A 12,299-nucleotide genomic window follows, 5' to 3' on the forward strand; every position below is an offset into this window, starting at 1 on the left:
CATGCGTAAACGATCGTGGTGGGGCTGGGGCTGGGACGATCAGGCTGTCGTCGGCAAAGACCTCGATGACCTGGCCCAGCGCGTCAGCCAATACCTGCCGCTGGATGGCCACGTCACTCCCGTGCCAGTGCTCGACGGCCTGCCCAAGCCGGCGCTCCCGCAGCCGCCCGTGGAAAGTCGCGGCGACACCGAAGCCCGTGCGGCACACACGCACGGCAAGGCTTTCCGTGACGTCGTCCGCAATCTAAACGCCGATCTCAAGCGCCCGCCCGAGTGGGTTATCTACCCACAACATGAAGAAGACATCACACGAGTCTTCGAATGGGCGATCGCCAATAACGCCAAGGTGATTCCGTTCGGCGGCGGTTCCAGTGTGACCGGCGGGATTGAGTATCGCGGGGACGAACCGTTTGTCAGCCTCGATTTGTCCGCACTCGACGGTGTGCTCGACATCGACGAGGTGAACCTGGCCGTGCGGGCACAAGGCGGGATCTTCGGGCCAGCCCTGGAGGCACAGCTCAAGCCGCATGAGTTGACGCTGCGGCACTATCCGCAGAGCTTCGAGTTCTCCACCTTTGGCGGCTGGATAGCCACGCGCGCCGGCGGTCACTATGCGACTGGCTACACGCACATCGACGACCTCGTGCAAAGCGTCCGCATCGTCACGCCTTCGGGGGTGAGCGAGGCTCAACGAGTACCAGCAAATGGAGCCGGACCCGAACCCGACCGGATGTGGCTCGGTTCCGAAGGCAGTTTCGGGGTCATCTCCGAGGCATGGGCCAGAGTTCAGAGGCGGCCAACCTTCAAATCAAGTGCCTCAATAACCTTCAGTGGGTACTCCGAAAGCGTTGCCGCCGTTAAGGAAATAGCCCAGTCGGGCCTCAATCCCGCTAACTGCCGTCTGCTGGACCCCATCGAGGCGATGCTCAACACCGCAACCCCCAGCGCCACCCTGATTCTGGGCTTCGAGTCGGCGGACCATCCGGTCGACACGGCGCTCGGCCGGGCCGTCGAGATCTGCCACGGTCACGGCGGCGAGGTGTCTACAAAGGACGAAGCCGGGCAGTGGCGGGGCGCGTTCCTCAAGGCACCTTATCTGCGCGACGGCCTCGTGCGCTTGGGCGTTGTCGTGGAAACGTTTGAGACCGCTTGTCTTTGGTCCGGTTTTCAGCAACTGCACGAAGCGATCGTCGAGGCCTTGTCCCCCGCGCTCGTGACCTGCCGGTTCACTCATGTCTACCCTGACGGTCCCGCGCCTTACTTCACCGTCTACGCGGCGGGGCAACGCGGTGGTGAACTGGAACTGTGGGATGACCTGAAAGCCCGCGCCAGTCACGTGCTGCTCGCCCATGGCGCCACGATCACGCACCATCACGCGGTCGGCCGGGACCACCTCCCGTGGTACAGGCCTTCGCCACCGTTCCTGGCCGCGATGCGGGCGGTCAAGCAAACCCTTGACCCGCATAACATTCTGAACCCGGGAGTGCTGCATCTATGAAAGGCAAAGCGGCTCTTGGCAGTCTGCTCTTCTTCATCGTCGCGCCCGGCACCGTGGCCGGACTCGTGCCGTGGTGGCTCACCAACGGCTGGCGAGGCAAGGCGCCGCTCGTGCTCCAGCTGGCCGGAGGCGTGTTTGTCCTAACTGGACTGGCCGGGCTGGTGTATTCCTTCGTGCGGTTCGTGGTCGAGGGCCTCGGCACACCGGCCCCCGTGGCACCGACCAAACATCTGGTCGTGGGCGGGCTGTACCGGTTCGTGCGCAACCCTATGTATGTCGCGATCATCGCGATTGTGCTGGGCCAGGCCATGTTCTTCGGCTCGCTGGCGTTGCTCGTCTATGCCGTCGTGACGTGGATCGTTCCGGCGAGTTTCGCGAAGTTCTACGAGGAGCCGACGTTGCGGCGGACCTTCGGTGCCGAATACGACGAATACCGCCGCAACGTTCCGGCTTGGATCCCGCGGCTAAAGCCATGGCACGCTCCCCGCGCCTAGGATGCGCTCGTGGCCTTCTACCGTCAGCTCGCTGAAGATACCTACGAGTCCACTGAACTGACCCGTGGCCCGTGGGATGCCGAGTCACAGCACGCCGGCCCGCCCGCGGCTCTGCTGGCCCGCGCCGTGGAACAGATCGCCCGGCCCGGGCTGCGCATCGCGCGGCTGACCTATGACATCGCCCGCCGCGTGCCGATCGCCCCGCTGACCGTGACCGCGTCGATGGTCCGCGAAGGACGGTCCATTTGCGTGGCTCAGGCGGCGATCGAGCCCTACATGCGGTGCACCGCGCTGCTGATTCGCACCGCGCCGGAGGTAGCCCCCGCTATGGCGGCCGGACCCCTCGTCCTGCCACCGTCAGCGTCCCAGCACGAACCGTTCTTCGACGTGGGCTGGGACACGGGCTATCACACCGGCATGGAAGTCAAGTTCGCCTCAGGATCCTTCCTGGGCAAGGGTCCCGCGACGGCCTGGATGCGCATGCGCTCACCACTGGTCGAGGGCTTCGATGTCAGCCCTGTGCAACGGGTGTGCATCGCGGCCGACTCGGGCAACGGCGTGAGCAACGTGCTCGACTTCAGCCAGCACCTGTTCATCAACGCTGACCTGACTGTCCACTTGGCACGCTATCCGCTGGGCGAGTGGGTGTGCCTGCAGGCGTCCACGATGATTCAAAGTGACGGCATCGGACTGTCCGACACGATGCTTCACGACGAGCAAGGCCCCATCGGCCGGTCCGTGCAGTCGCTCTTCGTCGGTCCCCGCTGAATATGCAGCCGGGCCGTCGCTAAACGATCTCCAACGCGCCAGTCCACGGTGTGTGCGCCCACCCCCTTTGCTTTGCACCTATAGAGGCACAAATATGCAGCGCCCTCCGCCTCTATGGGTGCAGAGCAAAGCGACTGCGCACACATACTCTGACCTCCCCGGATGCGTGTCGGAGCGGCCTCATACCGAGCCGCGGCGCGAGGCTAGGCAGCATGGCTGAGTCGGAGTCAGTGCGCACGATCGTCGTCGCGGCGGTGGCGAATCTGGGCATCGCCGTCGCCAAGGCGATTGGCGGTGTCGTGAGTGGATCGTCAGCGATGCTGTCCGAAGCGGCGCACTCGGTGGCGGACACGACGACCGAGGTGCTGCTGCTCATCGCCGTTCAGCGGGGCAAGAAGCCAGCTGACGCACGCCATCCACTCGGGCACGGCCGGTCCGCGTTCGTCTGGGCGCTTATCGCCGCCGGATTCACCTTCGTCGCCGGTGGCGGGTTCGCGATCACGCAAGGGATCCACACGCTTTCGCACGGGGAGCCCGACGGCAACATCTGGCCCTCGCTCATCGTGCTGGCCATCGCCTTCGTGCTCGAATCCATCTCACTGCGGCAAGGACTCAAGCAAGCGTCAGCGGAAGCTTCGGTTTACCGGGCCGGGCTCCGGCGGTACCTGCGAAGAACGTCAAACACGGCCGTAAAAGCCATTGTGCTGGAGGACCTCGCGGCCTTGGCCGGCTTGATTCTCGCGGCCCTAGGGCTGGTGCTGTCGAAGCTGACCGGTTCCCCGGTATGGGATGGGCTCGCCTCGATGGCGATCGGGGCGATGCTGATCTTTGTCGCGATCAGCCTGATTCGCAGTAACGCGAGCCTGCTCATCGGGGTCGCTGTCCCAGAGCGGTTAGAACGGGAACTGCAAAAAGAACTGTCCGCGGTCCCAGGCGTGCATCAGGTGACGGAGCTCTATACGAGCGTCATCGGCATGTCCGAGGTGCTGGTGGCGGCACGTGCCGTCTTCGTCAGCGATGGCGACATCGTTGCCGCGGCTAATGTGGCCGAGCGCCGGCTCATGGCGCGCTACCCCGTGATCAGGTTTGTCTTCCTCACGCCCACTAAGGTGGACGAATGAGGCTTGAAAAGGCCGAAAGCCTGGCCGTAGCAGTGACTGAGGCGATCCAGTCTGGCGACACGCACACGCTCAGTGTCCTGTTAGCCGACCACACGTCACTCGCGACGGCTGTGATCGTCGATGAGCGCGGCAACGGGCGGACCCTGTTGCACATCGCGAGCGACTTCCCAGGTCACCTGCCTCAGCGCTCCGAAACCGTGACCCTGCTGACCGCCGCCGGCGCTCCCGTGGACGGTCAGTTCCAGGGCTTCCACAGCGAGACCGCCCTGCACTGGGCGGCCAGCAACGACGACGTCCAACTGGCCGGCACCTTGCTAGATCTCGGTGCCAACATCGAGGCCGGCGGTGGGGTCATCGGCAACGGCACGCCCCTGGCTGACGCTGTCGCGTTCGGACAGTGGAAGGCCGCGCGCCTGCTGGTGGACCGTGGTGCTTCGGTCACGTTGTGGCAGGCCGCGGCCCTTGGGCTCATCGATGAGGTGCGGTCAGTTCAGGATGCCTCACCTGATGAAATCACCAACGCGTTCTGGTGCGCTTGCCACGGCGGGCAACGGGAAACGGCCGAATACCTGCTAGGCCGGGGCGCCATGCTCAACTGGGTTGGCCACGATGGCCTCACTCCCGTGCGTGCCGCGGAAAGGTCCGGGGCCGATGAGCTCGCGGCATGGCTTCGCACCCAAGGTGCCATATAGATTTACTTACATGACCCCATTGATCACCATGTCCCTGGTCGCCTCACTGTCCATGGGCGTGGCTCCAGTGCACCAACCGGCTTGGACGGCTACCGCCGACACCGGGGTGACGGCGCGGCTGCGCGGCCTCTCTGCCGTGAGTTCGCACATCGCCTGGGCGAGCGGCGGCGCCGGCTCCGTCTTGCGGACCGTTGACGGTGGCCTCTCGTGGCAACAGGTCGGTCCACCAGACACGGCCACCCTGCAATTCCGTGACATCGAAGCGTTTGACGCCAACCGCGCTGTGATCCTGTCCATCGGCCCGGGCCAAGACTCCCGCATTTACCGCACCGGCGACGGCGGCCAGACCTGGACCGAGACGTTCCGCAACAACGATGAGAACGCCTTCTACGATTGCATTTCGTTCTTCGACCCGTGGCGGGGTCTAGCCCTTTCCGACCCAGTGGACGGCAAGTTCCGCATTCTGTCCACTTCAGATGGTGGAGCGAGCTGGAAAGTGTTGCCCGACACCAACATGCCCGCCGCGCTGGAAGGCGAGTTCGCGTTCGCGGCCAGCGGCACCTGCCTCACGACGTCAGGACACAGCGCCTGGTTCGCGACGGGTGGCGGCGAGGCTTCACGCGTGTTCCGGTCACACGACCGTGGCTATACCTGGGAAGTGTCCAGCACTGCTGTCCCGAGTGGACCGACAGCTGGCATCTATTCGCTGGCGTTCCGCGACCCGTGGCACGGCGTAGCCGTGGGCGGAGCGTTTGACGCCCCAACCAGTGCGCCCGAGGGAGTCGCGGTGACCCGCGATGGCGGCCGCAGCTGGACGCTGGCACGACAGGAGCCCGGGGAGTACCGGTCGGGCGCGGCCTGGGTGCCGTTCACGCTGCACACTGTTATCGCGGTTGGACCGTCCGGCAGCGACATCAGTTACAACAGCGGCCAGACCTGGACCCGGTTCGCCGATGGAAGCCTTGACACCGTTGACTGCGCGCGCTGGCAATACCGTGTGTGCTGGGCCTCAGGTGAGCACGGCCGGGTCTACAAACTGTCGTAGGGCACGGCTACTTTGCCGGGCGTGACGCTAACCCTCACCGAGATTGAACGTGCTCTGCGCGCCAGCTGGGCCGAAGACACGTGCTCACCAGACGATCTGGAGCGCTATGGCTGGCAGCCAGACAATCCGTCCCGTGGTCATTGCGACCTCACCGCGCTGATCATCCATGACCTGTTCGGCGGCGAGTTCGTCATGGCTTCCGTGCATGTCGATGGCGAGCAGCGCGGGTTCCACAACTGGAACCGGCTCGACTGCGGCATCGAGATCGATCTGACGCGCGAGCAGTTCAAACTCGGTGAGACCCTCACCGTTATCAAGGTGGTGCAGCGTCCGCCCGGCGTCGTGCCCAAGCGCGACCCCGAATACCAGCTTCTCAAGCAGCGGTTCTTGGCTAGGCTGCGATGATGCGGGTTGGAATTATCATCTTGCCGGAACGCCGGTGGTCAGCGGCCAAGGAGCAATGGAAGCGCGCCGAGGACTACGGTTTCGACCACGCGTGGACCTATGACCACATTGGATGGCGCAGTCTGGTCGCCGAGCCGTGGTTTGACGCGGTGCCAACGCTGGCGGCAGCCGCCCTGCACACGTCGCGGATCAGGCTTGGCACGATGGTGGCTTCGCCTAACTTCCGCCACCCGGTGCACTTCGCCCGCGAAATCACCGCTCTCGACGACTTGTCTCAGGGGCGATTCAGCCTCGGCATCGGCTCTGGCGGTGTGGGTTACGACGCGTCCGTCCTCGGGCAGCGTGAGCTAACCGCCCGCAGCCGGCACGAGCGGTTCGCCGAATTCGTTGAGCTGCTTGACACTCTGTTCACGGAACAGCCGCTGACCTGGCGCGGTGAGCATTATCAGGCGGTCGAGGCTTACACGACGCCTGGCTGCGTGCAGCGCCCCCACGTCCCGTTCATCGTCGCCGCTCGCGGACCACGTGCCGCCAAACTGGCCGCCCGCTTTGGGCAGGGCTGGGTGACAAACGGTGGCCCGGTTGACACCGACGAGGAATGGTGGCGTGGCGTCGCCGGATCGGTGCGTCATTTCAACGAGACCGGTTCCACGATCGACCGTTACGTGACGTTCGACCCGGCGCCCACTTTTTCGCTGTCCAGTGTGGACTATTTCGAGGAATGCCTAGGCCGCGCAACGGAACTAGGCTTTACCGACGTCATCACCCACTGGCCCCGTCCCGACGGCCCGTTCGCGGGCTCTGAAGCGGTCCTTGAAGAAGTCGCCTCCCGCCTGGCTACATATTGATCATGTGGCCTGCGAGGCCGTGGATCGCTTCCTTCACCGCTTCACCAAGCGTCGGGTGCGCGTGTACGTTGCGCGCGACCTCGTGCACGGTGAGGTCCCATTGCTGGGCCAAGGTCAGCTCAGGCAGCAGTTCCGTCACCTCGGGCCCGATCAGGTGCGCGCCAAGGATTTCGCCGTGTTCCCCGTCTGACACGATCTTCACGAAACCTGCCGTGTCACCGAGCCCGTGCGCTTTTCCGTTGGCGGTAAACGGGAATTTGGCCACCTTGACGTCAAAGCCCTTTTCCCGCGCCTGAGCTTCCGTCCAGCCAAATGACGCGATCTGCGGCTGGCAGTAGGTAGCGCGCGGAATCATGACGTAGTCGAGCTCCATCGTCTCGGCTTTGCCGATCGTCTCGGCCGCGATGACGCCCATCGACTCGGCGGCGTGCGCGAGCATCAGCTTGGCGGTCACGTCACCAATCGCGAAGATGTGCGGAACACTGGTGCGGCAACGTCCGTCGACGTCGATCGCCCCGCGTTCGGTCAGCTTGACGCCGGTCTTCTCCAGCCCATAGCCAGTGACCCTGGGCGCGAAACCGATGGCCTGCAACACCTTGTCGGCTTCGAGCACCTGCTGCGCCCCGTCTTTGCTGACGGTCACACGCACCGAGGAGCCAGTGTCCTCAATGGACTCGACTTTCGTCGACGTGTGCACGGTGACGCCCAGCTTGCGGTAACGCTTGGCCAGCTCGGCGGAAACCTCGGCATCTTCGAGGGGTACGAGCCGGTCGAGGAATTCGACGATCGTGACCTCGACGCCGTAACTCCTTAGCACATAAGCGAATTCGACCCCGATCGCACCCGCTCCGGCGATGATGATGCTGCGCGGCAGGTCTCCGGACAGGATCTGCTCTTCATAGGTGACAACGCGAGACGAAAGTGACGTGCCGGGCAGCAGACGGGTCGTCGCGCCAACGGCGATGATGCAGTTGCCGAAACTGATCGTGTCGGAGCCGACCTGCAAGGTGTGAGCATCGGTGAAGACCGCGCGCCCGTTGAACTGCGTGATCTTGTTCTTCTTCATCAGGTAGTGGACGCCTTTGACTCGCCCATCGGCCACCTGCCGGCTGCGCGTGAAGGCGGCACCGTAATCGACCGAAACCTTGCCGTCGACGTTGATGCCAAACTTGGCCGCTTCGGTCGTGAAGATCTGCACCAGTTCCGCGTTTCGCAGCAGTGCCTTAGACGGAATGCAGCCGACATTGAGGCAGACGCCGCCCCAGTATTTCTCCTCGACGATGGCAACGCTCAAACCCAGCTGAGCGGCCCGCACCGCGGCTGTGTAGCCACCGGGGCCTGCTCCCAGGACGACAACATCAAAGTGTGCGCTCACACCTGCGACGGTACCTCGGTCACGATGAGCTCACCGACGGCTTGACGCAACACCTGCTGAGCAGGCTGAGGCAGCCCACTGTCGGTGATCACTACGTGGGCCTCGGCGAGCGCCGCGATCGTGGAGATCCCGAGCAGATCCCATTTGGAGTGATCGGCCAGGACGACCAGTTTTTCGGCGGCGGCGACCAGCGCGCGGTCCGTGTCAGCCTCCATCAGGTTGGGCGTGGTGAAACCGCCGCGCTCGCTGATGCCGTGCACGCCGAGGAACAGCAAGTCCAGGTGGAACGTGCGAATCGCCGCCACGGCAACCGGACCGACAAGGGCATCTGAAGGCGTGCGTACGCCGCCGGTCAGCACCACCGTCTGATCAGGCCGCCCTGAGCGGTAGAAGACATCGGCCACCGGGACGGAGTTCGTCACGACGGTCAGCTCGGGCACGCCCGTCAGCCTCAGTGCGAGTTCCGCTGTCGTTGTTCCCGCCGACAGTGCCACGGCCATTCCCGGGTGCACGAGTTCCGCTGCACGGGACGCGATCGCGGCTTTCTCCGCCCGATTGCGTACCGACTTGGCCGCGAAGCCAGGCTCCTCAGTGGACCCCGGCCGCACGACGGTCGCCCCGCCGTGCACCTTGGCCACCAGGCCCTGATCTGCCAGGGTTTCCAAGTCGCGCCGGATCGTCATGTCGGACACGCTGAACTCGGTGACGAGGTCGCTGACCCGCACGCCGCCGTGCAGGCGAACGCGTTCCAAGATGGCGGCCTGCCGCTGTTGCGCTAACACACCACACACCCTATTACCGTCAGCTACGTTCAGCTTGTGGAGACGGGGCACGGCCACAGCCACACCCACGAGCCGGAAGATCTTCCTCCGGCCCCAGCCCGCGTCCGCCACTTGATGCAGGCCATCTTGCTGCCTTTGGTGGCCGCCACGCTCGTGGGGCTCATGGTCTTCTGGCCCCGTGGGGCCGCGCCCACTTCTAATTCTGGTTCGCGGGTACTCGAAAGAGCACGCATCGAGTCGGTCACCCCCGTGTGCCCACAGGGCACGCCAGCAACCCCCGGCGGCAGCTGCTCGACAGCGGTGGTCCGCATCGGTGAGCAGACGTTCGACGCCACTGTCCCGAGTGGACGCAGCGCCCCGGTCGTCAAAGCAGGCGACCGCGTGGTCGTGGCTCAGGCTGGCGGTCAATACGCGGTCGTCGACTTCGATCGCGGCCGCGAACTCCTCGCCCTGATCGCTTTGTTCGCCGCCGCCGTGATCGCGTTCGCCCGCTGGCGCGGTCTCACGAGCTTGCTCGGCTTAGCGGTCAGTTTCGCGGTGCTGCTGTGGTTCATCCTGCCCGCGATTCAGCGCGGAACGTCACCGCTGCCGGTTGCGATCGTGGGAGCGGCCGCCATCATGTTCGCCGTCATCTATCTCACCCATGGTGTCAGCGTCACCACGTCGGTGGCGGTGCTGGGAACCCTTGCCGCCCTTGTGCTCACAGGACTGCTCGGGCTGCTCGTCACGGTCGTGCTCAAACTCAACGGCAGCGGAACGGACGACACAGCGATCCTGAGCAATATCCTGCCGGGCGTCGACTTACGTGGCCTTCTGCTCGCCGGGATCATCATCGGCACCCTGGGCGTCCTCGACGACGTGACCGTGACCCAGACGAGCATCGTCAACGAGCTCGCCCTGCATAACCCAGGCTTGAGCGCGCGTCAGCTATACCGTTCAGCGCTACGAGTCGGGCGGTCACACGTGGCTTCCGTGGTCAACACGATCATCCTCGCCTACGCCGGAGCGTCGCTGCCGCTCCTGCTCCTGCTCGTCGCCGGCGGCACAGGCGCGATGAACGTCCTCACGACACAGGCCCTGTCCGCCGAAATCGTCCGCAGCGTCGTCGGCACCCTGGGCCTGATCGCCGCCGTCCCCATAACGACCGCTCTAGCGGCATGGATCTGTGCGAAACGCCTCAGCGGCGCAGGCGAGAGCGTTAGCGTGACCTCATGACCGACTCTCAAGACACCCCTGAGGTGCTCGAAGAGTACGAACTAACGGTCGAAGAGGACCGCTACGACGGCTGGGTGCTTTTCGCCGCTCTGCTCATGTTGCTCACCGGCGTCTTCAACTTCATTGAGGGCCTGGTCTCCCTCATGAACGACAACTACCGAGCCGTGATCTCGCGCTTCGGCGTGCTCGTTTTCGGCCTCAACGGCTGGGGCTGGATCCACCTCATCTTCGGCCTCGCGCTGATCGCCATCGGCGTGGGCCTTCTGATGGGCCTTGAGTGGTCGGTGCCCGCCGCGATCGCCGCAGCCGGCGGGACAGCGGTCCTCCACATGCTCTATCTATTCACGTCGCCATATTGGTCGCTCGTCGTCATCGCGCTGTGCATCGCCGTCATCTACGGCCTGACCGTCAAGTGGCGATCCGTTTAGCTTTCCCTTCAAGGGTTCGCTTGAGGTTGACCATGTTCTCGCGTTCCTGGCGCCGCATGATCCGAATGAAGACCGGGAAGATTAGGCGCATCAGCAACCCGTTCGGCTCGGCATCGAACGTGGCGGCCAGTCGCGTTCCCGTGCCCTCTGGCGTGAGGTGCCCCGTGAACGTGACAGACACCGGACCGCCGTTGACATAAGACCAGTGATGCGGCCGGTCGAACGCCACGCACTCGACCTCAATGTGCTTGCTCTGCTTCCACTTGGCCAAATAGCGCGAGCCCACACCGACTTGGCCATCAGTGAGCAACTCCATGGACTCCACGCCCGGATTCCATTCGAGTTCACTGCGCAGATCCACCAGGTAGTCGAAGACGTCCTCGGGTGATCGCTCGATATAGGTAGTGCTTTCTATGACAGTCATCGCAGGCTGCTCCATCCGATGAAGATGAGAATCGTGCGGGCCAGCGCGAAAACCGGCCCGAAGGGCAGGGCGAAGCCCCACCAGAACAAGGCACCAAAAGGCAGCAGGGCCAAGGCGAGATAGGCGCCGCTGCGGTGTCCACGCCAGAGCAGCCAGCCCGCGACCCCTTCCAGCACGCACACCAGCAGGAACAGTGCTAAGAGCGGAACAGACGTTTTCAGCCCGTGCCGCTCGAACGGCCCGCCTCCATAGGCGGGGAATCCAAACACGATCGGGAGGTTCTTTCCGATCATCAAGTTGCGCATGGCAGGCAGCGTGAACACGCCGAACCCGACTGACGTCACCCAGCAAAGAACGGCCGCGATCCGGATCGACGCTCCCATGAACCCGCCTAGGCTAGAACTAATCACTAGTGGCAGCCACTAGTTATCTTGTCTAGTAGTCTCGATGCTGCGATGAGTGATGTCAAGCGCCTCCCGAACCAGAGCGCAGGCCAGAAGCCAGGTCAGAAGCGCAAAGAGCAGGCTGCGGCGACGCGCCGCCGCATCGTGGACGCGGCTTATCGCCTCTTCTGCGAGCAGGGCTACGCACTCACCACGATGGAAAGCATCGGCCGCGAAGCCAGAGTGGCGGTCCAGACCGTCTACTACGTGTTCCGCACCAAGGCGCACCTGCTCCGCGAGGTCATTGAGGTAACCGCGGCGGGTCTGCCCGAGCCCGCGCCGGTGATGCAACGTGGCTGGATGCAGGAGGCATTGTCAGCACTCGACGGCCATCGTGCACTGGCCTTGGTGATCGAGCACGGCGTGGACATCTACGCGCGGATGGCTCCGCTGAGCCAAGCCGTGCACACCGCAGCGGCTTCCGATCCTGACATCGACGCCCATTGGCAGAACATAGCTGCCGCCAGAAGGACCGGAATGGGCCAGCTGATCACGACTATCGCCGCTCATGGCCACCTTCGGCACGGCCTGACCCCTGAGCGGGCAGCCGACATCATGTTTGTCATTAACAGCCACGAGACGTTTCTTGGCCTGACCCGTGACGCTGGCTGGACCGTGCCCGAGTTCAAGGCCTGGCTCTACGAAACGCTCAGTAGCCAGCTCTTCCCACCGCACGGAAAGGTCCCGCCGAACGCCACGAAGGATCTTTCTTTCCACGATCTCGTCCAGCACCGCTAAGACTGGTGATCCCCGCGATGGTG

General features: G+C 64.2%; 15 protein-coding genes. 11 read left to right on the top strand and 4 right to left on the bottom strand.

Annotation, left to right across the window (positions count from 1 at the left end):
• Position 1: 1 nt before the first annotated feature.
• The 8 genes from A3E1_RS0132445 (at position 2) to A3E1_RS0132480 (ending at position 6,871) form a co-directional block, all read left to right on the top strand.
• Complete coding sequence (locus A3E1_RS0132445) at positions 2–1,498, top strand: FAD-binding oxidoreductase (RefSeq protein WP_020524993.1); 1,497 nt, start codon at positions 2–4, stop codon at positions 1,496–1,498.
• Entirely contained in the window at positions 1,495–1,992 is a 498-nt protein-coding gene (locus tag A3E1_RS0132450; protein ID WP_020524994.1) for a methyltransferase family protein, read from the top strand. The genes A3E1_RS0132445 and A3E1_RS0132450 overlap by 4 nt, the downstream gene beginning before the upstream one ends.
• A 9-nt stretch (positions 1,993–2,001) precedes the next feature.
• Positions 2,002–2,760, top strand: coding sequence for a thioesterase family protein (locus tag A3E1_RS0132455; RefSeq protein WP_020524995.1), 759 nt, complete (start codon positions 2,002–2,004; stop codon positions 2,758–2,760).
• A 212-nt stretch (positions 2,761–2,972) separates the two neighbouring features.
• The gene (locus tag A3E1_RS0132460; RefSeq protein WP_020524996.1) at positions 2,973–3,881 is read left to right on the top strand and encodes a cation diffusion facilitator family transporter; all 909 of its coding nucleotides are present in this window, start codon (positions 2,973–2,975) and stop codon (positions 3,879–3,881) included.
• A complete protein-coding gene (locus tag A3E1_RS0132465; RefSeq protein WP_020524997.1) occupies positions 3,878–4,573 on the top strand; it encodes an ankyrin repeat domain-containing protein in 696 nt (231 codons plus the stop codon). The genes A3E1_RS0132460 and A3E1_RS0132465 overlap by 4 nt, the downstream gene beginning before the upstream one ends.
• Positions 4,574–4,583: 10 nt before the next feature.
• Positions 4,584–5,618, top strand: coding sequence for a WD40/YVTN/BNR-like repeat-containing protein (locus A3E1_RS0132470; protein ID WP_020524998.1), 1,035 nt, complete (start codon positions 4,584–4,586; stop codon positions 5,616–5,618).
• A 21-nt stretch (positions 5,619–5,639) separates the two neighbouring features.
• Positions 5,640–6,023, top strand: coding sequence for a YunG family protein (locus A3E1_RS0132475; protein WP_020524999.1), 384 nt, complete (start codon positions 5,640–5,642; stop codon positions 6,021–6,023).
• A complete protein-coding gene (locus A3E1_RS0132480; protein ID WP_020525000.1) occupies positions 6,023–6,871 on the top strand; it encodes an LLM class flavin-dependent oxidoreductase in 849 nt (282 codons plus the stop codon). Before A3E1_RS0132475 ends, A3E1_RS0132480 begins: the two co-directional genes overlap by 1 nt.
• Here the strand turns inward: A3E1_RS0132480 and lpdA are convergent.
• On the bottom strand, positions 6,861–8,246 hold the full coding sequence (gene lpdA, locus A3E1_RS0132485) for a dihydrolipoyl dehydrogenase (RefSeq protein ID WP_020525001.1): 1,386 nt from the start codon (positions 8,244–8,246) through the stop codon (positions 6,861–6,863). The two genes, A3E1_RS0132480 and lpdA, sit on opposite strands and share 11 nt — an antisense overlap.
• Entirely contained in the window at positions 8,243–9,028 is a 786-nt protein-coding gene (locus A3E1_RS0132490) for a DeoR/GlpR family DNA-binding transcription regulator (RefSeq protein ID WP_026209049.1), read from the bottom strand. Before A3E1_RS0132490 ends, lpdA begins: the two co-directional genes overlap by 4 nt.
• 36 nt (positions 9,029–9,064) lie before the next feature.
• On the opposite strand from A3E1_RS0132490, the gene A3E1_RS43245 reads away from it, so the two are divergent.
• Both A3E1_RS43245 and A3E1_RS43250 read left to right on the top strand, forming a co-directional pair.
• Complete coding sequence (locus A3E1_RS43245; RefSeq protein ID WP_157631881.1) at positions 9,065–10,243, top strand: YibE/F family protein; 1,179 nt, start codon at positions 9,065–9,067, stop codon at positions 10,241–10,243.
• The gene (locus A3E1_RS43250) at positions 10,240–10,671 is read left to right on the top strand and encodes a DUF7144 family membrane protein (protein ID WP_020525004.1); all 432 of its coding nucleotides are present in this window, start codon (positions 10,240–10,242) and stop codon (positions 10,669–10,671) included. Before A3E1_RS43245 ends, A3E1_RS43250 begins: the two co-directional genes overlap by 4 nt.
• On the opposite strand, the gene A3E1_RS0132505 is transcribed toward A3E1_RS43250, so the two are convergent.
• Positions 10,652–11,095, bottom strand: a complete 444-nt coding sequence (locus tag A3E1_RS0132505; protein ID WP_020525005.1) for an SRPBCC family protein — start codon at positions 11,093–11,095, stop codon at positions 10,652–10,654. The two genes, A3E1_RS43250 and A3E1_RS0132505, sit on opposite strands and share 20 nt — an antisense overlap.
• The gene (locus A3E1_RS0132510; RefSeq protein ID WP_020525006.1) at positions 11,092–11,478 is read right to left on the bottom strand and encodes a hypothetical protein; all 387 of its coding nucleotides are present in this window, start codon (positions 11,476–11,478) and stop codon (positions 11,092–11,094) included. The genes A3E1_RS0132505 and A3E1_RS0132510 overlap by 4 nt, the downstream gene beginning before the upstream one ends.
• Positions 11,479–11,550: 72 nt before the next feature.
• Here A3E1_RS0132510 and A3E1_RS43255 point away from each other — a divergent pair, with 72 nt between their 5' ends.
• A complete protein-coding gene (locus A3E1_RS43255) occupies positions 11,551–12,276 on the top strand; it encodes a TetR/AcrR family transcriptional regulator (RefSeq protein WP_020525007.1) in 726 nt (241 codons plus the stop codon).
• The last annotated feature ends 23 nt before the right edge of the window (positions 12,277–12,299 follow it).

The sequence above is a fragment of the Catelliglobosispora koreensis DSM 44566 genome, assembly GCF_000379685.1.
GTDB lineage: Bacteria > Actinomycetota > Actinomycetes > Mycobacteriales > Micromonosporaceae > Catelliglobosispora > Catelliglobosispora koreensis.